This is a genomic window from Neisseria shayeganii 871 (assembly GCF_000226875.1).
Taxonomy (GTDB): Bacteria; Pseudomonadota; Gammaproteobacteria; order Burkholderiales; family Neisseriaceae; genus Eikenella; species Eikenella shayeganii.
On record NZ_JH164926.1, the window covers coordinates 1,047,846 to 1,072,948 of the forward strand.

Sequence of the window (25,103 nt, forward strand, 5' to 3'; positions counted from 1 at the left end):
AACCTGATGACTGGTTTGAACGGCCAACGCATCATAGCAGGCTTTATGTCCCATCAATCTTGCCAGCGAAAATCAGGCTACCTGAACATTTTCAGGTAGCCTGATTGACCATTCGTCACAATTGGCTGAAGCGGCTCAGTTTTTGCGGAACGCCGCCACAATCGATGCACTGCGGCCGCGCCAATTGACCGGCACCACAAAAGAGCGCTCTTTATCACGCGGCAACATGGTTTCATTGGGCGGGCCGCGCAAAATCAACGGCACGGAAATTTCAAAGTCTTCGCCGAATTCAACGCGCGCGTTACCGGCAATGGTGTTGGCCACTTCGCCCACCAAATCCACCATCATGGCTTCGCCGGTATCGGGCTCGCCCATCAACACCAGCAAACGCTCCAACAGATCTTTCGGTGCGGTGAAATACACCACGCCGTTGCGGCGGCCACTGATGCTGATCACGCCGGTGTAGTCTTTAGCAGAAGGCACGCGGTTTTCCACCAAGTAAGGAGTGCCAACCACCAGCTCGTCTTCATCCATGATTTGGCTGAAGTATTTTTGTACGCTATTGATAAACACTTGCAGTTTTTTTTCGCTCATTTCAGTCACTCCAAGTCATTTCTTCCAAGGCTTCAGACAGTTCGCTGTCTGTAAAAGGTTTGCAAATAAATCCGCGGGCACCCAATTCCAAAGCCCTGATGCCGGTGGCTTTGTCCGACAGGGCCGAAATCACCAAAATATTGGCATCTTCATCCAACTCGGTAATTGCGGCGATGCAGGCCAAACCATCCATTTTCGGCATGGTCAGATCCATGGTCACCAAGTCCGGTTGATGTTCCTTATAGAGGTCCAACGCTTCCAAACCGTTACTGGCCGTCGCGACCACCTGAAAGTCTGAGCCATTCGAACCCCGGCTGATGCGGTTGCGGATCACATTAGAATCATCCACGATCATGATCTTTTTCATGGCGTTACCAACTCCTTCATCACCCAGGGAATGTCTTTCGGAAACGAGAAACTGAATCGGGTATAGGCATTGGGCAAACTAGCAACATGGATTTTGCCGCCCAAACTGATCACGCGGTCTTTAATGATGTCCAAGCCCACGCCGCGACCGGCATCCGAAGTAGCCTCCTCCGCAGTACTGAATCCGGGATGGAAAATCAAACGCACCAACTGTTTTGAATCTAAGCCGGCCGCTTGCTCGGCATCATAAATCCCCAATTCCACGGCCTTGCGGCGGATGGCTTCATAATCGATGCCTTTGCCGTCGTCTTCCACATTCAATACCAGCATATCGTTTACCGATGTCACTTCCATGCGTACGTGGCCGGTAGCCAACTTACGCTGTGCCGTACGTTGTTCGGGCGTTTCGATACCGTGCACCACGGCATTGCGCAGCAGCTGTACCGAGATTTCACGCACGATATTACGCAAACCTTCGTTTTTCATGTTGTCTACGCCTTTACAGATGAAGTCCACCTGCTTGCGGTTCCGTTTGGCCAAGTCGGCAACCAATTTGCTGTAGTAATTGTCGCTTGAGTTGCCGGCCATATTCAGCTCTGGCGAATTGGAAGTACGTTCCACCAAACCTTCAATCAATTGGATCAAATGCAACATTTCTTCCAACGATACGGTGAGCCCCAAGAAATCCTCACCACTCAGCGAACGGTTGCTGCGGTGCTGCACCAGTTGTGACTCGATGTTTTCGGCCAAGGCGGTAAAGCCGTGCAATTTCAGCGCACCCGCTTCACCTTTCAGGCTGTGCACCGAGCGGAACATGGCATTGACTTTCTCGCGCAACGCTACCGAGCTGGAGCCGTCTTGGCGTTTGAGTACGGCATTGATGTCCCAAGCGTGCTGTCTGGCCCGCGCAATAAAGTCTTTGATGGTCTCGCTGTCGCTGCTCAAAATCGCACCCAGCATCTCCAGCTGCATATCGTTTTGCGCCCGCTCCTGCTCGCTGCGTTGGGCCAACAACACCGCACTGGTGATGTCGCTCACGTTGACCAATACCCGCGCAATTTCCTGATCTTGGTAAATGCGCTTGAAGCGGAAGCTCAAGTAACGGGTTTCGATGCTGCCCCGACGGCCGGCTACCTGCAAGGGCACGCAATCCAAAGGATTGAGGCTGAAAATCAAACGCTCTTTCACGCGAGGGTTGTACAACTGCCCGATGAATGCCTGGGTAGACTGCAAATCCTCTTCACAGACCATATCTTCCAACACATCCATCAAGTTCTGGCCCTGCAGGTCGCGACGTGCCAGCAGGTTTTCCAATTCCACGGAATAGGAATCACCGATGGTCAGGTTTCGGTCAAGCAGGAACAGGCCGATGTCCACGGTTTCCATGATTTCGCTGATCTCGCGGAAAGCCAAATCGATTTGCGCATCGGCTTTGCGCAGACGGCGCACAAAGTAGTAAACGAATACCAGCAAATAGGTAATGAAGGCCGCCAAGGTCGCAGCTTGCAAAATAGCGGCATAACGGGCCAAACGGTTGCTTTCCTCCACATTGCTCAGATAGGCGTCTTCAATATAGGCGCGGGTTTCACCGTGGTTGATCTGCACATATTGGGCCACCGAGCGGTTCAACAGGATATTGTGATAGGAAGACAGCAGGCTGATTTTGTCCTGATAGTCCATCCAGCGTGCACTGAAGCTTTGCAAGGCTTCATACTCCCCACCCGAATCCTTGGCGCTCAAATGGCTCACTTCACCACCCACATTGCCTTTAGGCAGATATTGGCCGCCGGCCTGCAACACGCCGAGCAAACTGTTCACTTCCAGTTGATAGCTTTGGATGCGGCCCAAAGTCTGATGGTAATTGGTGGTTTTGCGGTAAGCATCGCCACTGGCCTCGGAGATCAAAGCCAGCTTCTGCACTTCCGTCAGAATATTCTGCATGTTGTCGTCCAACCGATTGATCACTTCGATCCGGTTGGTATTGTCGGCAATCTGTCTGGTCAGATAGTAGTTGCCTGCCAGCACTCCGAACAGAATAACCAGCAATACCAGAAGCGAAAGTGTGATGCTTCGGTATTTTCCTCTCTGTGCCGAATGTGTCTTCTGCATACCCCTGCACTCCAATGATGAAGATGAAAATGAATCGAATCCGGTTATCACAAGCCACAGCGCCGTTACCTTTGTTCTGCAGTTGCTTGAGAAGGGCAACGGAAACCTAAGCACTGATGATTTATGTTTACCCGGTGCTTTTTACTTGGCCGCTAAAGGAACGAATGCAAGCAGTGTCTCGTAACAGCATCCTACCCGGTAGAGCCATATTACCAACATTAACAAAAATATACAAATGTAATTGTAGGATAATTTGACCGAACTCAATACATTTTTGAAAATAATCATCTTTTAGACTAAAAATACTATCATAAATAAGATATGTTCTCACTTGAAATTTATATCCACATTATGCAATCGATGCAACATAAAATTTTATAAATATATTTTTTAACTTCCTAAATACTCTTTTTTATATCAGAAACCGAGCTATCAATTCAGCTTCTCAACAAGTGGCAACATTTTGATTTCGTAAAATTTGCGCAATATTCAACCACCCCATAAAATTTGCACAAAGCACATATTGGCTCTAAAAACGCTATAAATACATACTTACATTAACACTCCCAAACTTCAACGATCGAGACCTTTCAACAGCAAAGTGATTCTGCAAACAATTTGAGCCAGGCCGCTTCTTAATAGAACAAAAAAACGGCAACTGTATATCAGCCGCCGTTTTGTGAAATTTTCAAAATTTATTTGATTTGAAAACCTTCCAGCAGTTTTTCGCGGAACATGGGAAAATCTTCCAAAGCCGTCAGCACCGCATGTTGGGCATCGTATTCACGTGCCAACTCTTTGATAAACTCTTCCACCTCCACGGTGCGATTGTTGCTCCAGTCGTATTTCTTGCTTACCTTGACTCTTGCCGCCCATTGCTGACGGGCGTTGTCTTCAATGATCATCACAATGCAATGCAATTCAAAATTGCCTTTGTCATCGTTACCGGAGTATTTGTCGGAAAAATTGCGCAGCATAAACAGACTCCCTTATTGTGTTGATTCAACGCAGTATGGGAACCATAGCACAATACCGGCATTTCCACTATCACCCGCAAGGGCCATTCGGCAAACGGCTTTACCGCCTGGCGGGCGGAATCTGACAACTGCCCTTATCACACACTTCGCCGTAGAGCAGGCGGATCAGCGGTTTGGGGATACGGTAGCGATTACGGGCCAAAACGGGATAAAAACGATCGCCCAACCACTTCACCGGGCCCCAACTCAAAAAACCGGCCAACGAATCCAGCCCCGCGCTGCGATAAAGCAGACGTACGGCATCCATATGGGTATGCCAGCCGCCGTTGCTGTCGCACACACAAAGATAAGTCATCGCTTGAACACGTGAAATGCCGGCTGCCGCCAATTCGGCCAAGGCATCATCCACTGCAACAATTCTGACTGTATCAGGCCGCCGCCTGTGCATTTTCAGCGCTTCAGTGTGGCAAAGCGGGCAATCGCTGTCGTAGTACATGGTAATGGACATCTCCCCATCCTTTCATATCATTATTTCTGTATATACAGAAATAATAGTATATATTAAATCATAGAACGCATGCAATGATGAGTGGTTTTAGATTTCATTACCCTCACACCTGATCTGGCATTCGAGCATAGCGCATTCTGAATACGGCGACAGCGAATCTGAGACCTTTGCAAAACCCCATCTGCGGCGCATTTCTGCGTTGTGCGTTTATGCCCTATGGGTACTACTCGCTCACTTGCCTATCCATAGGATATGTCTGTCCCACAGGGATTCCTGGCGTTCACGTTCGCTGCGCTGCTACGCCTTGAGCTGCATCCACATCTGAGGGTTTTGCAAAGGTCTCAGCCTAGGAAAGAGAACATCCCTGCTTAACTCATTCAGTCCTGCCAAAACAACAGTAATACGGTTATCCGCCTTAGAAGCCGTTTTCCATCATGATTTGGCCGGGGATGCGGTTGCGGTGCATGGTGAAGCCGAGATTAAGCAGGGCTTGGAAGGTGTCTTTCACCATGGCGGGGTTGCCGCAGATCATGAAGCGGCTGTGTTCGGCGGAGAAGGGTAGGCCGATGGCGCGGTTGAGCGAGCCGTTGGCGATGAGTTCGGGCAGGCGGCGGTTGAGCGGGGCGGCATCGGCTTCGCGGGTAAGCACGGGGATGAAGCGCAGTTTGTGGGCGTAGTCGCCGACCAAGAGGTGTTGGCTGAGCTTGTGTAAGGTTTCCCGAAAAATCAGTTCGTTTGCATAGGAGACGGAATGAACCAGCACCAGGTGCTCGAAGCGCTGCCAAATTTCGGGCTGTTGCAGGATGGAGAGGAAGGGGGCGATACCGGAACCGGTGCAGAGCATGATGAGGTCGCGGCCGTCGGGGAAGCGTTCGGGCAGGAAAAAGCCGGTGGCGGTTTTGTCGAGCAAGAGGGTGTCGCCGGCTTTCAATTCGGCCAGGCGGGCAGACATGGGCCCGTGTTCGATGAGGACGGCGAAGTATTCGAGGGTGTCGGCGTATTCGGCGGACACCACGGAGTAGGCGCGCCAGATGAAACCGCTGCCTTCAGGTAGCCCGAGGCGGGAGAATTGGCCGGCGCTGAAGCGGTATTCGGCGGGGCGGGTGAGGGCGAAGGTCATCAGTTTGGGGGTGTGGTGTTTGACCCAAAGCACGGTTTCTTCGGTGTATTTGGCGGCTGGAGCGGCAGTCATGGTCAGGGTGGTTGCGGGTTGGTGCGGGAATGTCGGAGTAAATGGGCGGTGCTGCGGTTTTTTCAAGCATTCAGGCCGGAGTTGGGCGCAGGCGGAGACAGCGATGGGATAGCTAGGCGAACGATAAAGTAGGAATACCGAGAAGAGGTGGTATGCGGATATGGTGTTCCGGGGAAAAGAAATGAAGGAGTGAGCGGATGCGTTTTTCAGGTAGCCTGGGAGCGGGTGTGTTCTTTGCCCGGACGGTATATTGGGTTTTCATCCACTTCAATGCTTGAACCAAGCAACAAAAAAGTTGTGATGCCAGGTTTTATCCATGGCAAAGTATTGTGCAATACGGACTCAGGCTGAGCAATGACCGGGGAGTCAACGGCTTTTGAGGTCGTCCAATTCTTTTTGCGCTGCGACAGCAGCGTCTTCTAAGCCTTTGATTCGCTCGAGGTAGCGCGCGTAGTTGCGCTCGTTGCCGTGGCGGACTTTACGGCCTTCTTCCAAATTGCGGCGCGCTTGGTTCAGGCGCTCTTCAGCGGCACGCAGGGCGGCGGCGGAAACGCTGGTGGTGTCGGTAGCCGGGCCGGCAACGGGTTCGGTTGTTTCATTTGGCACCCTGGTTTGAGTGGTGGAAGTGGTGATCGGGGCGGGAGTATAGATGCTGGGCTTTCCCAAGTTGGCGTCTTTGCAGTTGGGGCCGGGCGTGGCGGTGTAGGTGCGGCGGCCTTGGCTGTCGGTGCATTCGTAAGTGGCGGCAGCGGCGGGAACGGCGAGCAGGCAGCAGGCGGCCAACAGGCTGAGGAATTTCATGCAGGGTATCCTTTGCATCGCCGGATAGGCGGTTTGCGGGGTAAAAATGGAGAACAGGCTACCTGAAACGCCGGAAACGGTTTCAGGTAGCCTGAATCTTTATTTCCAATAACGCCACCAGGGGATGTTGTTGGGGCGCCATGCTTGTTCCAAATAAGGGCTTTGCGGGAAGTTTTGCGCCAGTACGCGGCGGGTGTCGTCGCGCAGTTGCGGTTTTTCCAGTTTGTCGTAAGCCTCGATCATCATGGCCAGCGCTTCTTCTACGTAGCGGGTGTTTTGGTATTGGCTGATCACCACTTGGGCGCGGTTGGCTGCTGCTAAGTAGGCGCCGCGTTCCATATAGTAGCGGGCAATGGCCATTTCGTTGCCACCCAAAGCATCGACTAACCGCGCCATTTTCTCGCGCGCGTCGGCGGCGTATTTGCTGTCGGGATAGCGGGTAACCAGCTCGTTGAAGGCGTGGTAGGCATCGCGGTTGGCTTTGGGGTCGCGGTCGGACCAGTCTTGCGAGGCCAGTTTGTTGAGGAAGGATTTGTCTTCGTTAAACAGAATCAGCGCCTTCAGATAGAGGGCGTAATCGGTGTTTTGATGGTGCGGGTGCAGGCGCAGGAAGCGCTCCACGTGGGCCAAGGCCTGAGTCTGCTGTTCGTCTTTGTAGTAGGCGTAGGTGGTATCGAGCTGGGCTTGGGCGGCGTAGCGGGTATTGGGGAAGCGCGATTGCAGGATTTCGTATAACTTGACGGCGCGGTTATAATTGCCGCTGTGCAATTCGTCGTTCGCTTCGGCATACAGACGTTCCACCGGCCAATCTTGTGTGGCCTGCGCCTCTTTGTCTACTGCGGAGGTGCTGGAGCAGGCAGACAGGGCCACGGCCAAACCGGTAACCAAAAGAAATTTTTTCATGCAGAACACTTCTTCCTATGTCAACAATGACGCCGATTATAACGATGATTTCGAGTTTTCGGCAGCCTCCGATACAGAAAATTGTTTAAATTTCACCGTGCCCGTCGCGCTGGCCGGCCTGCGTTTGGACGCGGCTTTGGCCAAGCTGATGCCCGATTATTCGCGCAGCCGCTTGAGCGCGTGGATCAAAGACGGCGCGGTGTTGTTGAACGGCGAAACGGCGCAGCCCAAGGCCAAGCTGATCGGCGGCGAAACGCTTCAGGTAGCCGTGCAGCAGAGCGAGGAGAACCTGGCCTTCACGCCGGAAGCCATGGATTTGGACATTGTTTACGAAGACGACAGCGTGATGGTGCTCAACAAGCCGGCCGGCTTGGTGGTGCATCCGGCGGCGGGCAACTGGAGCGGCACTTTGCTCAACGGCCTGCTGGCCCATTGTCCGGCACTGGCCGCGGTGCCGCGCGCGGGCATTGTGCACCGCTTGGACAAGGACACCAGCGGGCTGATGGTGGTGGCGAAAACGCTGCCGGCACAAACCCATCTGGTGCAGCAATTGCAGGCGCGTACGGTGAAACGGATTTACCGCGCGGTGGCCGACGGCGTGGTGCCGTTCGACGGCAAAATCGACACCCTGATCGGCCGCGACCCGCACAACCGTTTGAAAATGGCGGTGGTGAAATTCGGCGGCAAACCGGCCGTGACCCATGTGAAAGTATTGGAGCGCTATCGGGCGCACAGCTATATCGAATGTGCGCTCGAAACCGGCCGCACCCACCAAATCCGCGTGCACATGCGCGAGGCGCGCCATCCGCTGGCCGGCGATCCGGTGTACGGCAATCCGCGCCATCCGGCTTCCGACGAAGTCAAAGCGGTGGTGAAAGGTTTGGCGCGTCAGGCGCTGCATGCCTACCGCTTGAGTTTTGTCCATCCGCAAAGCGGCGAGGAAATGTCGTTTGAAGCGCCGCTGCCGGAGGATTTCTACCATCTGCTGTCGGTGTTGCGCTTGGAGGCGGGGCTGGACTCTTCTTTGAGTCATGCCGAGGAATGGCAGGCAAAATTTGCCGAAGATGAAGACGACTGGGATGAAGACGATTACGATGTGGAAATCGTGTATGTGAAAGAATAGCAATGACGGAGGCTACCTGAAAGCATGAAGCGGCTTTCAGGTAGCCTGAGACCTTTCAAAACCCCCATCTGCGGCGCATTTCTGCGTTGTGCGCTGCTCGCTCACTTGCCTATCTGTGATATGTCTGCGTTCGCTGCGCTGCTACGCCTTGAACTGCATCCACATCTGGAGGTTTTGCAAAGGTCTCAGCCTGTTTAAGATAGGGATGAGGATTGCTGGCCCTCAGGGCTGTTTGATTGTGTCAGTTTTTTTTTAAGGAAAAAATATGCAGTTTTCTGTTCAAACCGAATGCTTGGAAGCCGGTGCCGCTGCCCGGCTGTATGTGTGCACCGATGCCTGCCCGTGTACCGAACACGCCGCCGATGCCACGGTGGCTTTATTGTGCGGGGAGTTGTCGGACGATGAGCGTTTTGCTTCGGCGCGGGTGCCGGCGGCGGAAGGCTTTTGCGACGTGGCCGTCTTGCGTTTGAAAGACGGCACCCGCGCGGCCATGGAGAAAGCCGCCAAGGAAGCCGCCGCGTGGGCGCAGAAGCAGCCCCAGGTAGCGGTGTGTTTAGATGCCTTGTGCGAACGCGAAGCGCCGTTGGCCGCCGGCGTGCTGGCCTTGGCCTTTGGCGAGGCGGCGTACCGCTTCGATCATTTTAAGTCGGAAGCCAAGCCGGCCAAGCTGACGGCCGTCGTCTTCCGCCACAGCCGTCATGCCGATGCGGTGGAGTCGGCCCTGCGCCAAACCGAAGCCCTGCTTTACGGCATCAATTTGTGCAAAGATTTGGGCAATACCGCGCCGAATGTCTGTACACCCTATTATTTGGCCGAACAGGCGAAAAAAGAAGCCGAGCAGGCCGGCGCACAGGTGAATATTTTGGGCCGCGATTATATTGAAGCCAATATGGGCGCGTTTTGGTCGGTGGCCAAGGGCAGCGTACAGCAGCCGCAGCTGATCGAGTTGGGCTGGTTTGGCGCGGCCGACCGCGAGGCGGCGCCGATTGTGCTGGTGGGCAAGGGCATTACCTTCGATACCGGCGGCATTTCGCTGAAGCCCGGCGAGGCCATGGATGAAATGAAATACGATATGTGCGGCGCCGCCAGCGTGATCGGTGTATTTACTGCCGCCGCCCGCGCCAAACTGCCGATCAACCTGATTGCGGTGGTGCCGACTTGCGAGAATATGCCCGATGCCGGCGCCAGCAAGCCGGGCGACATCGTGACCGCCATGAACGGCACCACCATCGAAATTCTGAACACCGATGCCGAAGGCCGCCTGATTCTGTGCGATGCGCTCACCTATGCCGCCCGCTTCAAGCCGCGCGTGGTGATTGATGTGGCCACGCTCACCGGTGCCTGTATCATCGCCTTGGGCCATGCCGCCAGCGGCCTGTTGGCCAACAATCAGGAGCTGGCCGACACCTTGCTGGCCGCCGCCCGCGAAAGCAACGACAAGGCTTGGCAGTTGCCGCTGTTTGACGAATACAAAGAGCAGTTGAAGTCTAATTTTGCCGACTTGCAAAACATCGGCGGCCGGCCGGCCGGCACCATTACCGCAGCCGCCTTCCTAGCGCATTTTGCCCAAGATTACGCCTGGGCCCATTTGGACATTGCCGGTACGGCGTGGAAATCGGGCAAGGACAAAGGGGCAACCGGCCGGCCGGTGCCGCTGCTGTGGCAGTATTTGTGCGAGGAGGCGGGCATCTAATAGCGAGGCTAAACCGCTAACTGCCCGCCTGCCAAGCCTGGCGCCACATTTCGCGGATATCCTGCTGCAAGGTGGGTGCATAGCGGCCGAAAATCTCAGCGGCGGTGCTGCGGTGGGCTTGGCAATAGGCGCGCACATCGGCTTCGGTGCGCCGTGCCGGGTCGTCCAGGGCAAAGGCCGGATGGCGGCGCCACTGCGGGTGTTGCTCATCCATTTGCCCGCATTGCTGCCGCATCACGTGCATGCGCACCAAGCCCGCCGCCCGATAGGCTTGGGCCAATTCGCCGCTTTCGCACACTTCGCCCGCCGTCATCAGATGGGCGGTTTCATCCAGCCAGCCCAGACATTGCGCCGATACCGGCGCGGGCGCAGATGCCGCAGCCGGGGTTTGCGCGGCGGCGGATGCGGCGGCCAACAAAGCGGCGGTCAACAATACAGAACGCATGATGCTCTCCTTATTTTGAGGTGGATGGATACGCCAAGGGTTTGGCGGCTGCCTTGAAGATATCAAAACTGCCTCTTGCGCCAAACCGTAGGTCGGATACTCGTATCCGACAAGGCATTTGCGGCTACCGGAAAGATTTTTCTTTATGCCGTATGGCTTATGGGTCGGATTCCAGCCGTAGCTTGGGTTAGGCCGCAGGCCGTCACCCAACAACAATCATTCCATACAATCAAGCTTTTGCCCATGTTGGGTTTGCGCTGCGCTCCAACCCAACCTACTCGGTTTGAGCATCCGGCTGACACCATAAAGGCTACCTGAAAAACACGCAATCGGTTTTTCAGGTAGCCTGTTTGCTCTGTGCTTAACGGCGTTCTACCTGTGAAACGTCGCGCACCGCGCCGGTGTCGGCGGAAGTGGTCATGGCGGCGTAGGCACGCAGGGCGGCGGAAACGTGGCGGTCGCGGCTTTCGGGCTTCCATGCTTTGGCACCGCGGCTTTCCATTCCTTCGCGACGGTTGGCCAATTCTTCATCGGTAACGGCCAAGCGGATGCTGCGCTTGGGAATGTCGATTTCGATGGTGTCGCCTTCTTTCACTAAGCCGATGGCACCGCCTTCCGCCGCTTCGGGCGAAACGTGGCCGATGCTCAAGCCGGAAGTGCCGCCTGAAAAACGGCCGTCGGTCAGCAGGGCGCAGGCTTTGCCCAAGCCTTTGGATTTCAGGTAGCTGGTGGGATAGAGCATTTCCTGCATGCCCGGGCCGCCTTTCGGGCCCTCGTAGCGGATGATCACGATGTCGCCCGCAACGATTTGGTTGTCCAAAATGCCTGCCACGGCGGCATCTTGGCTTTCAAACACACGCGCGCGTCCGGTGAATGTGAGAATGCTGTCGTCTACACCGGCGGTTTTCACCACGCAGCCGCGCTCGGCGATGTTGCCGAACAGCACGGCCAAGCCGCCGTCTTGCGAATAAGCGTGTGCCTTGCTGCGGATACAGCCGTTTTCGCGGTCGAGGTCGAGCGAAGGCCATTGTCGGTTTTGCGAAAAGGCTTCGGTGGTGCGCACGCCGCCCGGTGCGGCTTTGTAACGCTGGTGTGCGGCTTCGTTGGCGGGGTTGGTGATGTCCCATTTCGCCAGTGCGTCTTTCAAGGTTTTTTCGTGAACGGTGGAAACGTCGGTTTTCAGGCAGCCGGCGCGGTCGAGTTCGGCCAAAATGCCCATCACGCCGCCGGCGCGGTGCACGTCTTCCATATGGTATTTCTGCGTGGCGGGGGCGACTTTGCACAAACACGGCACTTGGCGGCTGATGCGGTCGATGTCGGCCATTTTGAAATCCACTTGCGCTTCGCTGGCGGCGGCCAACAGATGCAGCACGGTATTGGTGGAACCGCCCATCGCCACGTCCAAACTCATGGCGTTTTCAAACGCGGCTTTGGTGGCGATGCTGCGCGGCAATACGCTCTCGTCGTCTTGTTCGTAATAGCGTTTGGTAATTTCCACAATCAGACGGCCTGCTTCCAAAAACAGTTCTTTACGGCCTGCGTGGGTGGCCAGCAGCGAGCCGTTGCCCGGTAGCGACAAGCCCAAGGCTTCAGTGAGGCAGTTCATGGAGTTGGCGGTAAACATGCCGGAGCAGGAGCCGCAGGTCGGGCAGGCGGAGCGTTCTACCGCCGCTACTTCTTCGTCGGATACGGCATCGTTGGCGGCATCCACCATCGCGTCCACCAAATCCAGCTTGCGGGTGTCGGTGATGTTGGCCACGCCGATCACCTTGCCCGCTTCCATCGGGCCGCCTGAAACGAACACGGTGGGAATGTTCAGGCGCATGGCGGCCATCAGCATGCCGGGGGTGATTTTGTCGCAGTTGGAAATGCACACCAGCGCGTCGGCACAATGCGCGTTCACCATGTATTCCACCGAATCGGCAATCAAATCGCGGCTGGGCAGGCTGTACAGCATACCGCTGTGGCCCATGGCAATGCCGTCGTCCACCGCGATGGTGTTGAATTCTTTCGCCAAACCGCCTGCTTTTTCGATTTCGCGCGCCACAAGCTGCCCCATATTGTGCAGATGCACATGGCCGGGCACGAACTGGGTGAACGAGTTGGCAATGGCGATAATCGGTTTGCCGAAATCTTCGTCGGCCACGCCGGTGGCACGCCATAAAGCGCGCGCGCCGGCCATATTGCGGCCGTGGGTGGAGGTTTTGGAGCGGTAGGCGGGCATGGTGGGTTCCTTATGTATGCGGATATTTAAATTCAAAAGCAACAGGCTGAGACCTTTGCAAAACCTCCAGATGTGGATGCAGTTCAAGGCGTAGCAACGCAGTGAGCGAAGACATATCACATAGATAGGCAAGCGAGCGAGCAGCGCACAACGCAGAAATGCGCCGCAGATGGGGTTTTGCAAAGGTCTCAGGCTACCTGAAAGGCTTTCAGGTAGCCTGATTCAAGCCGGCGTATTCTAGCCGATTCCGCCGGCACTTTCACTACGGCCCAGCGGCCGCTTCACCTGACGGCGAACGCAGCGGCTGCCCCGCCGCCAACCGCGCCAACAACACGCGGCAGCAGGCGGTGAGGATGTCGCGGGTTTGGTTGAAACGGCCGGTATACCAAGGGTCGGGCACATGGTCGTACGCGGCATCGGCCAGCAGGTCGGTGATGAGGAAAATTTTCTGCGGATGGCGGCCGAACAGGCGCTCCAGCTCGGCCAGATTGTCGGCATCCATGGCCAGCAGATAGTCGTAATCTTCAAAGTCGCTGCGGCGCACCTGGCGGCTGACAAAACCGTTGCCGGCTATGCCTGCCGATTCCAATACTTCGGCGGTGCCGCAATGCATGCCTTCGCCGTCGTGCCAGCCGGAGGTGCCGGCGCTGGCGGTGAGCAAGGGAATACCCTGCTCGGCCGCCATCTTGCGGCAAAGGTATTCGGCCATCGGCGAGCGGCAGATATTGCCGAGGCAGACGAAGAGAATACGGGTCATGGAAATACTCCTGAATAAAAGGAAACCAGATACCGATTAAACATAAACCATCAGGCTACCTGAAAGCGTTTCAGGTAGCCTGATTCGTGGCCGGAAGGCAAACGCCACCGGCTCAACGCCGGCGGGCCTGATCCACAGCGGCGGTAAACAGCACGTCGGTGGACGAATTCAAGGCCGTTTCGGCGGAATCCTGCACCACGCCGATGATGAAACCGACCGCCACCACCTGCATGGCAATGTCGTTTTCGATATTAAACAGGCTGCACGCCATCGGAATCAACAGCAGCGAGCCGCCGGCCACGCCGGAAGCACCGCAGGCGCCAAGCGAGGCCACCACGCTCAACAAGACCGCGGTCCAGAAATCGACTTCAATGCCCAAAGTGTGCACCGCCGCCAGCGTGAGCACGGTAATGGTAATGGCCGCACCGGCCATATTGATGGTGGCGCCCAGCGGAATCGACACCGAATAAGTGTCTTCATTGAGGCCGAGCTTTTTCGCCAAAGCCATGTTCACCGGGATATTGGCGGCGGAGGATCGGGTAAAGAAGGCCGTCATTCCGCTCTCGCGCAGGCAGGTGAACACCAGCGGATAAGGATTGCTGCGGGTTTGGGCAAACACAATCAAAGGGTTCACCACCAGCGCCACAAACAGCATGGCGCCCAGCAGCACCGCCAACAGGTGCACATAACGGCCGATGCCGCTGAAACCTTCCACGATAATGGTGGTCAGCACCAAACCGAAAATACCCAAGGGCGCGAAGCGGATCACCCAGCGCACCACCGTCGATACCGCAGCCGCCAAGTCGGCAATCAGCTCGCGGGTGCGCTCGCCGGCTTGGCGCAAAGCCGCGCCCAACACCAAGGCCCACGCCAAAATACCGATGTAGTTGGCATCGGCCAAGGCCTGTATCGGATTGGACACCAGCTTCATCAACAGATTGCGCATCACTTCGCCGATGCCGCCGGGCGCCTCGCGCGTGGCCGCTTCCACGCCGCTCAGGGTGAGCGTGGAGGGGAAAGCAAAGCTCGCACTCACGGCCACCAGCGCCGCGGCAAAAGTACCGAACAGATACAGCAGCAGAATCGGCCGCATATTGGTGGCCGTGCCGCTGCGGCTTTGCGAAATGGCCGCCGTCACCAACACGAAAATCAGAATCGGCGCCACCGCTTTGAGCGCGCCCACAAACAGGCCGCCCAAAATCTGACCCAATTCGCCGACCGCACCGCCCATGCCGGTGTCGCGCGACAGCCAGCCCACCAGCACGCCCAAAATCAGACCGATCACGATCTGCATCACCAAACCGATACGGTCTAAAGCAGCCGCCCAATTTTGTTTTGCCATAGATGAATTCCCTAACCGAGAAACCGGTAAAAAAGTATGCGATTTTAACGGCAGATGGCAGGAACAGACATTTTTTTACCTATATCCCCCCGTTTCGGCGACACGATTGTGCGCAAAGCGACACACTCGGCCGCTTTTGCGCCCGACTCTTTGATTTATATCAAATCTTATATGGGATCACACCCGCTTTCAGGTAGCCCGAGACCTTTGCAAAACCCTCAGATGTGGATGCAGTTCAAGGCGTAGCAGCGCAGCGAGCGTGAACGTCAGGAATCCCCGTGGGACAGACATATCATGAAGATAGGCAAGCGAGCGAGCAGCGCACAACGCAGAAATACGCCGCAGATGGGGGTTTTGCAAAGGTCTCAGCCCGATACCTCTGCCCGGCCCACCGTATGTGTTTGTCTTTCACCGCCTGACCGCACACAGCACAGACAATGCGCCGCAGAGGGAGACGGCAAAAGGTCTGCCCACCGGGAACAGGCAAAAAACAGGGCAGGAAACGGCTGCCCAGCCCTTCCTGCCCCATCGGCCGTTTCCTTTACGCCGGTTATGAAACCTGTTGCACCGGCTCGGCGGCCAGCTGCGGACGCTGTTGGTAAGACGGGTCGGCCGCCGCGGTAAACACCACATCGGTGGAAGAGTTCAACATCGTGCCGCACGGATCTTGCACCACCATAATGATCAGGCCCACCGCCACCATCTGCATGGCCACATCGTGATCGATATTGAACAGGCTGCACGCCATCGGCACCAGCGGGAGCGCGCCGCCCGGTACGCCGGATGCCCCGCAGGCACCCACCACCGCCACCAACACCAGCAGGAAGGCGGTCAGAAAGCCCACCGGAATACCCAATGTGTGCACCGCCGCCAGCGTGAGGACGGTAATCGTAATCGACGCGCCTTCCATATTCATGGTCGCCCCCAGCGGAATCGACACCGAATAGGTCTCCTCATCCAAGCCCAGCTTTTTGCACAAAGCCAGATTCACCGGAATATTGGCCACCGAACTGCGCACGAAAAAGGCAATCAAGCCGCTTTCTTTCAGGCAGGTCCACACCAAAGGATAAGGATTGCGGCGGATTTTCACCCACACAATCAGCGGATTCACCACCAAAGCGGTAAACACCATCGCCCCCACAATCACCGCCAAAACATGCAGATACGCTCCCAGGCTCTCCAAACCGGTGTTCAATACCGTGGTCAGCACCAAACCGAAGATGCCCAGCGGTGCCAAGCGGATGATCCAGCGCACCACGCGCGACACCGCCTCCGCCGCATCCGCCAGCATATCGCGGGTGGCTTCGCCGGCATGGCGCAAAGCCAAGCCGATCAACGCCGCCCACAACAAAATGCCTACATAGTTCGCTTCCGCCAGCGCCTGCACCGGATTGACCGCCAGTTTGCCCGCCAAATTGCGCAACACCTCGCCCACACCGGAAGGCACCGGCCGGCTGGCGGCTTCCACCCCGCTTAGGGGCACAAAAGACGGAAACAGAAAGCTGGCGCTCACCGCCACCAAAGCGGCCAACAGCATGCCCGCCACATACAGCACCAACACCGGACGGATACCGCTGCCGCTGCCCGTGCGGTGGCGGGCCAAAGCCGCCGCCACCAACACAAACACCAACACCGGCGCCACCGCCTTGAGCGCACCCACAAACAGCATGCCGAGCAAATCGCCCGCCACCGACAAATGCGCCCCCCAAGCCGCTCCGCGCGCAGGCAAAGCCAACACCACTGCGGCCAGCAAGGCCAAAGCCACTTGGCCACCCAGCCCTAATCGCTGGCCCAAACGGCCCCATCTGAAATCAGTCATCATCACTCCTTATCCAAGCGTTATCCTGCCCGCCGCCACCGCGGCCGCCCGGCATGTGCGCATCGCGGCACGCCAAACGGCCCTTTTTCGAATATCTTTCGGCAAACACGGGCAGAGACCTTTGCAAAACACCCAGATGTGGATGCAGTTCAAGGCGTAGCAGCGCAGCGAGCGAAGACATATCACATAGATAGGCAAGCGAGCGAGCAGCGCACAACGCAGAAATGCGCCGCAGATGGGGGTTTTGCAAAGGTCTCGGGGGCGGCATCATAAACATCGCCGCCGCCGCTTCAAAATACCGTTTTGCGCTGTCGATAGAAGCCACCGTTATATGAGGCGGCAGGCTACCTGAAAACTGGCTTTGCCCACCCGCCCGCCGAGAAGCAAGTTTATGTAAAACCGCCGTTTCCCTGCCGGATGCAAGACGCCGAAACCTTCAAAACAAGGCCTGAAAATGCTAATATTCGCGCCCTTTGGCCCGCACCGAATCCGCCGGTATGCCCGGCCGCCCGTCGCCCCTGAGCCACCCTAATCTTTATCTTGCCCGCCCACACCGAATTCATGAAGATCCGCCCGCTTCACGCCGCCGTCCTCTCCGTCCTGCTGGCCGGCCTGTCCGCCCATGCCGAGCCGACACCCGCCGGCGATGCACCCGCCGAAGCCGCCGCTCAAGCGGCGGCCGACATTCCCTCGCCCGACACCCCGGCCGAGCGGCTGCCCTTCCCCATCGAAATCGACGCCCCCGAGGACATCGCCGCCATGCTGCGCGAACACCTGTCGCTGATTACCCGCCAAACCGAGCCGGAAGCCGACATCGACCGCGAGCAGATGCAGTTTTTGGCCGAGGAAGCGCCCGACGAAGTGAAACAGATGGTGCGCTCACAAGGCTATTTCCGCGCCGAGATTCAGGTAGCCCCCAAAGGCGGCGGCTGGCTGGTGAGCGTGCGCCCCGGCCCGCGCACCACCATTGACGACGTGGAAGTCTCCATCATCGGCGGCGTGCTGCAGGAAAGCGACCTGGCCGCCTACTACAAACGCGCCATGGCCAACTGGTCGCTGCCCATCGACGACCCCTTCGTCAACAGCGAATGGAGCAGCAGCAAAGACGCCGTGCTCTCCGCGGTGCGCCGCCACAAATACCCACTGGCCACCCTCAGCGAAAGCCGCGCCACCATCAACCCCGAAACCAGCAAAGCCGTACTCTCGGTCAGCGTGGACAGCAAACAGCCGGTGTATTTCGGCGACATCCGTATCCAAGGCAACGAGCGCTATCCCGAATCCGTCATCACCGGCCTGGCCCAATTCAAAGCAGGCGAGCCCTACGACTTCGACAAAGTGCTCGACTACCAACAGGCTTTGGAACAAGACAGCCATTACAGCCGCGCCCAAGTGGAAGTGGACTTTGCCAAAATGGTGGAAAACCGCGTGCCGCTGGTGGTGTCGGTCACCGAAGTACCGCGGCAAAAGGTTGACCTCGGCCTGCGCTACGATTCGGCCGACGGCCCCGGCATCCGCCTGGGCTACGAACATTACAATGTGTTTGCCCGCGGCTATGTGTTTTCCGCCGCCGCCGACATCGGCCGTTACGAAAAAACCGCCGGCATCGGCCTGAGCCAACCGCGCAACAGCAACGGCCACTACTGGACCGCCAGCCTCAACTACGACAGTTCCACCACCCAAAAGCTGGATAAAGAAACCGCCCAAGCCGGCATTTGGCGCGTGCGCGACCGCAACGGCATCGAATCGCGCATCGGCCTCGAATACATTACCGAATCCCGCCGCATCACGGGCGGGCAAGATTTCGGCCGCAGCAACGCCCTGATGCTCACCGCTTCCTGGCGCCGCCAAAACATCGAAACCCTGCTGCGGCCCGAAAACGGCTACTATCTCGAAGGCAAAGTCGGCACCACCTTGGGCTCCCTGCTCTCTTCCGCCAGCACCCAACGCGTTTACGGCCGTGCCGGCTACTATTTCACTCCTGAAAACAAAAACATCGGCACCTTCATCGCCCGCGGCGAATTGGGCTACACCCGCTCCGGCCAAGACAAATCCGTGCCCTCCGTGCTGATGTACCGCACCGGCGGCGCCACCAGCGTGCGCGGTTACGAACTCGACAGCATCGGCCTCAACGGCCCCAACGGCTCGGTGCTGCCCGACCGCGTATTGGGCGTGGTGAGCTTGGAATACCAACGCCCGATCAGCAAAAACTTCTCGCTGGCCGTGTTCCATGACATGGGCGCCGTCAACCACGACTTCGCCCACCTCAACTGGCGGCACGGCAGCGGCCTGGGGGTGCGCTGGTTCAGCCCCATCGCCCCCTTCTCCTTCGACATCGCCTACGGCCACCACGACCGCAAACTGCGCTGGCACATCAGCCTGGGCACCCGTTTTTAAATCCACCGGCCTGTTCAGGTAGCCTGGCGCACCGTAGTCAGGCTACCTGAAACCCACCCGAACCCACCACACACCGCACCATGTCCGATACCGCCGTCCTCACCGCCGACACCCCAACCCCGCCGCCCGCCCCGAAACGCCGTTCGTGGTGGAAACGGCTGGCCGCCGCCGTCCTGCTGCTGTTGATGCTGACCGCCGGCCTGCTGGTCTGGCTGGGCGGCACTGAATCCGGCCTGCGCTTCGGCCTCACCCGCATTCCCTCATGGTTTGGCGTGGACATCCGCATCCAGCAGCTGCAAGGCACCTTGTGGCGCGGCTTTGAGGGCCAGGGGATTCAGGTAGCCACCGAAGGCGCCGATGTGGACATCAGCCGCCTCAGCCTAGACTGGCAGCCGCAAGCGCTCTGGCAGCGGCAGCTGCACATCCGCAAACTGGCCGCCGGCGACATCCACATTGCCGGCAAACCGGTGCCCCCGCGCGAAGAAAGCCCGCCGCCGCAACTGCCGCAAAGCATCAGCCTGCCCCTCGGCGTACAAATTGACGCGCTGGAAGTGGGCCGCATCAGCAGCGGCACCCCAGACAACACCGTGCTGCTGCCCTCCGTCCTCAGCTACCGCTACGACCACCAAGAGCACCGCCTGAACATCGAGGCTTTGCGCACACCGTGGCACGAATTCAAAGGCCAGGCCGCCATCGCCACCGCCTCTCCCTTCGCTTTAGAAGCCAGCATCGAAGGCCAGGGCGACTTACAGGGCGAAGCCGCCACCAGCGCCGCCTCCCTGAGCGGCAGCCTGGCCGAGCCCGATGTGCACGTGCAACTTAATGGCAGCGGCGACAGCGCCGCCCACTTCGTGCTGCGCGGCGGCCTGCGCCCCTTCGAACCGCAGCTGAACCGCAAAATCGTCAGCCTCAACCTCGAAGGCCGCCACCTCAACCCCGCCGATTTCGACGACGGCCTGCCCGAAGCCGAGCTGGTGTTCAATCTGGCCGTCGAACCGGCCGCCCAAGCCGACACCCTCAGCGGCGTCATCGAATTCCGCAACCACAGCCCGGCCGGTTTCGACCAAAACGGCATTCCTGTAGAGAGCCTCAACGGCGACCTCCACATCGGCACCGACGGCAAACTGCAGCTGCACAACGTAGCCGCTCTGCTGGCCGCCAAAGGCCGCCTCATCCTCAACGGCACCCTAGATACCGCCGCCGAAAACGACGCCCTCAACCTCACCGCCGCCGTGGAGCAGTTCAAAGTGCACGACGTGGTGCAGCAGCAGCTGCCCTTTCTCATCGACGGCACCATCACCGCCCGCGGCAGCTTCGACAACCCCGAAGCCCGCTGGGAACTGCGCGACCGCCAAACCGCCACCAGCGGCCTGTTCCGCCTGCTCACCGACCGCGAAAACCGCCAGCGCTCGCTGCGCTTCGAAAACGTGCGTATCGCCCCGGCCAACGGCGGCGAACTCACCGCCGAAGCCGATATCGGCCTGTTCCAACAACAGCCGATCACGCTTCAGGTAGCCTCACGCGCCTTCAACCCCGCCGCCGTGATGGCCGATCTACCCGCCGGCAGCGTGAACGGCAACATCGACTTAAGCGGCACCCTGGCCGACGGCAGCGACCTCAAACTCAACATGGTTTGGCGCGACAGCCGCCTCTCCGGCGCCCCGCTGGGCGGCAAAGCCGAGCTGGCCTACCGCGACGGCCACCTGCCCCAAGCCGACATCAACCTCACCCTCGGCCGCAACCGCATCCAAGCCAAAGGCAGCTTCGGCAAAGCCGGCGACAAACTCAACCTCGACATCGACGCCCCCAATCTCGACCTGTTCGGCTTCGGCCTGGCAGGCTACCTGAAAGCACAAGGCATACTGGCCGGCGAACCCAGCCAGCTCACCGCCGACCTGCGCGGCCACGCCGACGGCCTGGCCGTGCGCGACGCCGTGCGCATCCGCCGCCTCGATTTCAATCTCAAAGGCTCGCCCGATCTGGCCAAACCGCTCAACATCCAACTCGACGGCCGCCAAATCCAAATCGGCAGCACCCAAATCGACCTCGTCGATCTCAAAGCCGACGGCACCGGCCGCCAACACACCCTCGGCGGCAACGCCAGCCTGCTGCTCGACGGCAAACCCTACCGCCTCAACCTTGCCGCCGCCGGCGGCCTGAACGACCAGCACCAATGGCGCGGCCGCGTCGGCCAGCTCGATATCGGCGGCGCCTTCAACCTCAAGCTGCTCAACCCCATCCAGCTCGAAGCCGGCGCCGAGCGCGTGCAGATGACCAACGCCCGCTGGGCCGCCATGCGCGGCAGCCTCAACCTGCAAAACTTCGTCTGGGAAGCCCGCCGCGGCATCACCACCAAAGGCAGTGCCAGCGGCCTGCATCTGGAAGAACTCGACAACCTGCTGCAAACCGCCAACAACAGCCAACAGCCGCCCGCCTTCAAACAAAATCTGGTCATCGGCGGCGACTGGGACATCAACTACGGCCAAAACGCCACCGGCTACCTGAAACTGCGCCAGCAGTCGGGCGACGCCGTCATCGCCTACCGCCAACAAGCGCTCGGCCTGCAAAACATCGTGCTCGACACCCGCTTCCACAGCGGCCGCATCGACAACCGTCTCACCGGGCAAACCCGCTACGGCAATGTGGATGCCGCCGTGGCCATCAGCCAAACCTTCGGCAGCAGCATCGTGGCCGCCCCCATCAGCGGCTACCTGAAAATCGACGTGCCCGATCTCGACAACCTGCGCTACCTGATGCCCGCCGGCATGAGCGCCAAAGGCCGCCTCAACATCGACACCACCGTCAGCGGCACCGTGGGCGAGCCGCACCTCAACGGCACCGCCAAAGGCAGCAACCTCTACTACCGCGACCGCAACACCGGCGTCATCCTCGACAACGGCAGCCTGAACTCGCGCTTCCAAGGGCGCGACTGGCTGATCGACTCGCTGGCCTTCAAACGCAAAGACGGCAGCGTCGAACTCAAAGGCCGCGTCAACCTCACCGGCACCACGCCCGATGTGGACGTTACCGCCCTGTTCAACCGCTACCAGATTCTCGACACACCCAACCGCAAGCTCACCCTCAGCGGCGACGCCGCCCTGCTCTACACCCCACAGCGCGGCATCGCCCTGAGCGGCACCTTAAAAGCCGACAGCGGCCACTTCGGTTTCCAAAAATCCGGCATGCCCGGCCTGGACGACGACGTGGTGGTATTGGGCGAAGACAAACCCGAACAGGCCGCCGCCCCCACACCCATTGCGCTCAATTTGGAGCTCGACCTGAACGACAACTTCCGTTTCAGCGGCGAAGGGCTGGACGTGATGCTGGGCGGCAAACTCACCGTCACCGCCCAGCCGCGGGAAGACCTGCGCGCCGTCGGCAGCGTCAACATCGTGCGCGGCCAATACAAGGCCTACGGCCAGGATCTGGTGATCGAAAAAGGCACCATTTCCTTTGTCGGCCCGCTGTCCGACCCCAACCTCAACCTGCGTGCGGTGCGCAAACTCTCGCCCGTGGGCGCCGGCGTGGAAGTGTTGGGCAATTTGAGCAATCCGCGCGTGAGCCTGATTGCCAACGAGCCGATGAGCGACAAAGACAAACTCACCTGGCTGATTCTCGGCCGCGCCAGCAGCGGCAACGAGAGCGACGAAGCCGCCGTGGCCGCCGCCGCCGGCGCTTTCCTGGCCGGCAATGTGAACGACAAACTCGGCCTGGTTGACGACTTCGGCATGACCACCCGCCGCACGCGCAACACGCAAACCGGCGAGCTCAACCCCGCCGAACAAATCATCACCTTCGGCAAACGGCTCACCAACGAGCTGTATCTGGGCTACGAATACAGCGTCACCAGCGCCAACCAGGCCGTGAAGCTGATTTGGCAGGTCAACGCCTCGCTGCAAGCCATCGCCCGCGTCGGCACCGATTCCGTCGGCGGCGAAGCGCGCTACACCATCCGCTTCGACTAAACGGCTGAAACCTTTGCCCCCAGATGTGGAGGCAGTTCAAGGCGTAGCAGCACAGCGAGCGCAGACATATGATGAACCAGGCCACGCGGGCGGGCGGCGCACAAGGCAGAAATGCGCCGCAGATGGGGGGGGTTGCAAAGGTCTCAGGCTTTCAGGTAGCCCGAACCTTATAACTTAGCCCCGGCACGATCGCCCGGATTTGCCTGTGTTTCCACTTGCGGCCGCATTCACACCACAAACCGCTGTTGCGGCTCGACTTAGCGGGAACAAAATGTTAAAAACCGCAAACCGAGCGTTCATTCACTGCTCTAGAAAGCAAAGGAAAACCGGATGAAAACACCTTATCTCATCTCCGTATTGGTTGCCGCACTGCCTTTAAACGCTTGCAATACCCTTGCGGTCTACGACCATATCAACGGCCCGTCGTATAAAACCAGCCACCAAACCGACGCCATCACCGCATTCGGCCGCACTAAAGCCGACAGCCAGACCATGCCAAAAAACGAGTTGGTAATGCTGGGCGACAAATACATCTACGTCATCACCTCTTCGTATTTCGACATCCCGGGCCGCCAAAGTGCCGACAACAGCAAATTGCAAAATATTCTCAACGTAAAACTGTCCCAAGCCTTTGTGGTGTACGAACAAGGCTTAAAACCAGAGGCCGGTGGCGCTTTTCCCGTACGCTACCAGCGCAGCGACAATACCTTTAGCAGCAACTTCTGTTTGAACTACGCTGAAAACACCCGCTTGAGCGCCGCAGAACGCGCCCGAGAACAGCAAAAACTGGATGCGCTGCAATTTCGCAAAGCCGCCGACGGCCGCCGCTTTTTGTGCATGACCGTCAACGGGCAGGTTTATGCCAAACCGGAAAACATGGTCTACCAATACCGCTTTGAAACGCCGATTCCGGTCAAGCTCACGGTGCAAGAGCCTGCCCACGGCAGCAAAATCGCCACAGCTGCCCTGCTCATGCCGCTGGCGCTGGCCGCCGACATCGTAACCTTTCCGATACAGGCCTTGCTGATAGGCATATACAAACCTTGATGGCAGGAAGGGCTTCCCGGCAAGCGGCCGGCTCTGTGCCCGCTTTAGAAGCCGCTCATCATCTTCTTGCACCTTGGCTTGGCAAGCGTGAACCGCTTGCCGTCCGAAGTTTTGCAGCGGCCTGAATACGCCGATGATGCCCATCCCTAAACCGAGACCTGCACACAACGCAAAAATACGCCGCAGATGGGAGCAAAGGTCTCAAACTGTTTTTGTCTATGGAACCGATACCATGAATATACCTAGCCTATCCGCCTGTTGCGCCCTGCTGCTGGCGGCCGCAACTTGCCCCGCCCTAGCGGCGCCGGCCACCCGGCAAAGCGCAGAAGAACCCAAAGGCAGTTTTTCCTTCACGCGCGACTTCGCCCAAGCCAAAACCTACGGCCAAGGCCCGCACCGCTACCGCATGATATTGCGGCACCCCCAAAACGGCACGCCGCTGGCCAATCAGGACTACGCCCTAAGCCACAGCAGTGTGGATTTGAGCTTTGTGGCCGAGCCGAAAAAAGTATTCCAAGGCACCACCGATGCCCAAGGCCGCACCGCCGTCTTTGCCTTTGGCAAACCGGTGCCTGCCGCAGGGTGGAATTTGCGTCCGCGCACCGGCAGCGGCCCCTTGGGCGAACAAATGGTGGTTCGCGACGACGAGGGGCCGATGAAAGATTTTCACTACGCACTCTTGGTCTGCGAAGGAGATACGCCCTATATCTACCGCGGCATCACCGATGCTTCCGGGCAGACCGCTTATGTGGCCACCGTCAAACCGGCCAATATCACGCTGTATGCCGACGGCGACCAACCGATGGGCAGCAATGCCTGTACAGAAGAATAGATGGCCAAGCGC

Annotated in this window: 21 protein-coding genes and 1 pseudogene; 7 read left to right on the forward strand and 15 right to left on the reverse strand. The window is 58.3% G+C overall.

Annotated elements, in window-relative coordinates:
* Positions 1-135: 135 nt before the first annotated feature.
* The 8 genes from HMPREF9371_RS04815 to HMPREF9371_RS04850 all read right to left on the reverse strand — a co-directional run bounded on the left by HMPREF9371_RS04815 (position 136) and on the right by HMPREF9371_RS04850 (position 7,450).
* Complete coding sequence (locus tag HMPREF9371_RS04815; protein ID WP_009118821.1) at positions 136-594, reverse strand: chemotaxis protein CheX; 459 nt, start codon at positions 592-594, stop codon at positions 136-138.
* Between the two features lies 1 nt (position 595).
* Positions 596-961, reverse strand: coding sequence for a response regulator (locus HMPREF9371_RS04820; RefSeq protein ID WP_009118822.1), 366 nt, complete (start codon positions 959-961; stop codon positions 596-598).
* Positions 958-3,069: an ATP-binding protein gene (locus HMPREF9371_RS04825; RefSeq protein WP_009118823.1), complete on the reverse strand. Its 2,112-nt coding sequence runs from the start codon at positions 3,067-3,069 to the stop codon at positions 958-960. Before HMPREF9371_RS04825 ends, HMPREF9371_RS04820 begins: the two co-directional genes overlap by 4 nt.
* Before the next feature lie 695 nt (positions 3,070-3,764).
* On the reverse strand, positions 3,765-4,046 hold the full coding sequence (locus HMPREF9371_RS04830) for a hypothetical protein (protein ID WP_009118824.1): 282 nt from the start codon (positions 4,044-4,046) through the stop codon (positions 3,765-3,767).
* 100 nt (positions 4,047-4,146) lie between these two features.
* The gene (locus HMPREF9371_RS04835) at positions 4,147-4,554 is read right to left on the reverse strand and encodes a thiol-disulfide oxidoreductase DCC family protein (RefSeq protein ID WP_009118825.1); all 408 of its coding nucleotides are present in this window, start codon (positions 4,552-4,554) and stop codon (positions 4,147-4,149) included.
* A gap of 415 nt (positions 4,555-4,969) precedes the next feature.
* Positions 4,970-5,746 carry a ferredoxin--NADP reductase gene (locus HMPREF9371_RS04840; protein WP_040660181.1) on the reverse strand — a complete coding sequence of 259 codons (777 nt, stop codon included), beginning with the start codon at positions 5,744-5,746 and terminating at the stop codon, positions 4,970-4,972.
* A gap of 366 nt (positions 5,747-6,112) precedes the next feature.
* Entirely contained in the window at positions 6,113-6,547 is a 435-nt protein-coding gene (locus tag HMPREF9371_RS04845) for a DUF4124 domain-containing protein (protein WP_009118828.1), read from the reverse strand.
* A 99-nt stretch (positions 6,548-6,646) separates the two neighbouring features.
* Complete coding sequence (locus tag HMPREF9371_RS04850; RefSeq protein ID WP_009118829.1) at positions 6,647-7,450, reverse strand: outer membrane protein assembly factor BamD; 804 nt, start codon at positions 7,448-7,450, stop codon at positions 6,647-6,649.
* On the opposite strand from HMPREF9371_RS04850, the gene rluD reads away from it, so the two are divergent.
* From rluD to HMPREF9371_RS04860, 3 genes and pseudogenes are all read left to right on the forward strand, one after another.
* Positions 7,449-8,573 (forward strand): 23S rRNA pseudouridine(1911/1915/1917) synthase RluD, encoded by a 1,125-nt coding sequence (gene rluD / locus HMPREF9371_RS04855; RefSeq protein WP_009118830.1) that lies wholly within the window; start codon positions 7,449-7,451, stop codon positions 8,571-8,573. The genes HMPREF9371_RS04850 and rluD overlap by 2 nt on opposite strands.
* Positions 8,574-8,641: 68 nt before the next feature.
* Positions 8,642-8,771, forward strand: a pseudogene (locus tag HMPREF9371_RS12740) (lipoprotein signal peptidase).
* A 67-nt stretch (positions 8,772-8,838) separates the two neighbouring features.
* Positions 8,839-10,266 (forward strand): leucyl aminopeptidase, encoded by a 1,428-nt coding sequence (locus HMPREF9371_RS04860; RefSeq protein ID WP_009118832.1) that lies wholly within the window; start codon positions 8,839-8,841, stop codon positions 10,264-10,266.
* Between the two features lie 16 nt (positions 10,267-10,282).
* On the opposite strand, the gene HMPREF9371_RS04865 is transcribed toward HMPREF9371_RS04860, so the two are convergent.
* The 6 genes from HMPREF9371_RS04865 to sstT (HMPREF9371_RS04885) all read right to left on the reverse strand — a co-directional run bounded on the left by HMPREF9371_RS04865 (position 10,283) and on the right by sstT (HMPREF9371_RS04885) (position 16,856).
* A complete protein-coding gene (locus HMPREF9371_RS04865) occupies positions 10,283-10,711 on the reverse strand; it encodes a hypothetical protein (RefSeq protein WP_009118833.1) in 429 nt (142 codons plus the stop codon).
* A gap of 361 nt (positions 10,712-11,072) precedes the next feature.
* Positions 11,073-12,935: a dihydroxy-acid dehydratase gene (gene ilvD, locus HMPREF9371_RS04870; RefSeq protein WP_009118834.1), complete on the reverse strand. Its 1,863-nt coding sequence runs from the start codon at positions 12,933-12,935 to the stop codon at positions 11,073-11,075.
* Positions 12,936-13,197: 262 nt separating this feature from the next.
* Entirely contained in the window at positions 13,198-13,692 is a 495-nt protein-coding gene (locus HMPREF9371_RS04875; protein ID WP_009118835.1) for a low molecular weight protein-tyrosine-phosphatase, read from the reverse strand.
* A gap of 112 nt (positions 13,693-13,804) precedes the next feature.
* Positions 13,805-15,034 carry a serine/threonine transporter SstT gene (gene sstT, locus HMPREF9371_RS04880; protein WP_009118836.1) on the reverse strand — a complete coding sequence of 410 codons (1,230 nt, stop codon included), beginning with the start codon at positions 15,032-15,034 and terminating at the stop codon, positions 13,805-13,807.
* A gap of 189 nt (positions 15,035-15,223) precedes the next feature.
* A complete protein-coding gene (locus HMPREF9371_RS13255; RefSeq protein WP_232203124.1) occupies positions 15,224-15,409 on the reverse strand; it encodes an ATP-dependent exonuclease in 186 nt (61 codons plus the stop codon).
* Positions 15,410-15,584: 175 nt separating this feature from the next.
* Complete coding sequence (gene sstT / locus HMPREF9371_RS04885) at positions 15,585-16,856, reverse strand: serine/threonine transporter SstT (RefSeq protein WP_009118838.1); 1,272 nt, start codon at positions 16,854-16,856, stop codon at positions 15,585-15,587.
* A 558-nt stretch (positions 16,857-17,414) separates the two neighbouring features.
* Here sstT (HMPREF9371_RS04885) and HMPREF9371_RS04890 point away from each other — a divergent pair.
* A complete protein-coding gene (locus HMPREF9371_RS04890) occupies positions 17,415-19,247 on the forward strand; it encodes an autotransporter assembly complex protein TamA (protein ID WP_040660184.1) in 1,833 nt (610 codons plus the stop codon).
* Between the two features lie 80 nt (positions 19,248-19,327).
* Positions 19,328-23,212, forward strand: a complete 3,885-nt coding sequence (locus HMPREF9371_RS04895) for a translocation/assembly module TamB domain-containing protein (protein ID WP_009118841.1) — start codon at positions 19,328-19,330, stop codon at positions 23,210-23,212.
* Here the strand turns inward: HMPREF9371_RS04895 and HMPREF9371_RS13260 are convergent.
* On the reverse strand, positions 23,209-23,334 hold the full coding sequence (locus tag HMPREF9371_RS13260) for a lipoprotein signal peptidase (RefSeq protein WP_083813983.1): 126 nt from the start codon (positions 23,332-23,334) through the stop codon (positions 23,209-23,211). The two genes, HMPREF9371_RS04895 and HMPREF9371_RS13260, sit on opposite strands and share 4 nt — an antisense overlap.
* 208 nt (positions 23,335-23,542) lie before the next feature.
* Here HMPREF9371_RS13260 and HMPREF9371_RS04900 point away from each other — a divergent pair, with 208 nt between their 5' ends.
* On the forward strand, positions 23,543-24,259 hold the full coding sequence (locus HMPREF9371_RS04900; protein ID WP_009118842.1) for a YidX family protein: 717 nt from the start codon (positions 23,543-23,545) through the stop codon (positions 24,257-24,259).
* A gap of 232 nt (positions 24,260-24,491) precedes the next feature.
* Positions 24,492-25,091 (forward strand): hypothetical protein, encoded by a 600-nt coding sequence (locus HMPREF9371_RS04905; protein WP_009118843.1) that lies wholly within the window; start codon positions 24,492-24,494, stop codon positions 25,089-25,091.
* Positions 25,092-25,103: the final 12 nt, after the last annotated feature.

Coding starts and splice junctions, on each gene's coding strand:
- HMPREF9371_RS04815 (WP_009118821.1), bottom strand. CDS start 594: ATGAGCGAAAAAAAACTGCAAGTGTTTATCAATAGCGTACAAAAATAC.
- HMPREF9371_RS04820 (WP_009118822.1), bottom strand. CDS start 961: ATGAAAAAGATCATGATCGTGGATGATTCTAATGTGATCCGCAACCGC.
- HMPREF9371_RS04825 (WP_009118823.1), bottom strand. CDS start 3,069: ATGCAGAAGACACATTCGGCACAGAGAGGAAAATACCGAAGCATCACA.
- HMPREF9371_RS04830 (WP_009118824.1), bottom strand. CDS start 4,046: ATGCTGCGCAATTTTTCCGACAAATACTCCGGTAACGATGACAAAGGC.
- HMPREF9371_RS04835 (WP_009118825.1), bottom strand. CDS start 4,554: ATGTCCATTACCATGTACTACGACAGCGATTGCCCGCTTTGCCACACT.
- HMPREF9371_RS04840 (WP_040660181.1), bottom strand. CDS start 5,746: ATGACTGCCGCTCCAGCCGCCAAATACACCGAAGAAACCGTGCTTTGG.
- HMPREF9371_RS04845 (WP_009118828.1), bottom strand. CDS start 6,547: ATGAAATTCCTCAGCCTGTTGGCCGCCTGCTGCCTGCTCGCCGTTCCC.
- rluD (WP_009118830.1), top strand. CDS start 7,449: ATGCAGAACACTTCTTCCTATGTCAACAATGACGCCGATTATAACGAT.
- HMPREF9371_RS04850 (WP_009118829.1), bottom strand. CDS start 7,450: ATGAAAAAATTTCTTTTGGTTACCGGTTTGGCCGTGGCCCTGTCTGCC.
- HMPREF9371_RS04860 (WP_009118832.1), top strand. CDS start 8,839: ATGCAGTTTTCTGTTCAAACCGAATGCTTGGAAGCCGGTGCCGCTGCC.
- HMPREF9371_RS04865 (WP_009118833.1), bottom strand. CDS start 10,711: ATGCGTTCTGTATTGTTGACCGCCGCTTTGTTGGCCGCCGCATCCGCC.
- ilvD (WP_009118834.1), bottom strand. CDS start 12,935: ATGCCCGCCTACCGCTCCAAAACCTCCACCCACGGCCGCAATATGGCC.
- HMPREF9371_RS04875 (WP_009118835.1), bottom strand. CDS start 13,692: ATGACCCGTATTCTCTTCGTCTGCCTCGGCAATATCTGCCGCTCGCCG.
- sstT (WP_009118836.1), bottom strand. CDS start 15,034: ATGGCAAAACAAAATTGGGCGGCTGCTTTAGACCGTATCGGTTTGGTG.
- sstT (WP_009118838.1), bottom strand. CDS start 16,856: ATGATGACTGATTTCAGATGGGGCCGTTTGGGCCAGCGATTAGGGCTG.
- HMPREF9371_RS04890 (WP_040660184.1), top strand. CDS start 17,415: ATGAAGATCCGCCCGCTTCACGCCGCCGTCCTCTCCGTCCTGCTGGCC.
- HMPREF9371_RS04895 (WP_009118841.1), top strand. CDS start 19,328: ATGTCCGATACCGCCGTCCTCACCGCCGACACCCCAACCCCGCCGCCC.
- HMPREF9371_RS04900 (WP_009118842.1), top strand. CDS start 23,543: ATGAAAACACCTTATCTCATCTCCGTATTGGTTGCCGCACTGCCTTTA.
- HMPREF9371_RS04905 (WP_009118843.1), top strand. CDS start 24,492: ATGAATATACCTAGCCTATCCGCCTGTTGCGCCCTGCTGCTGGCGGCC.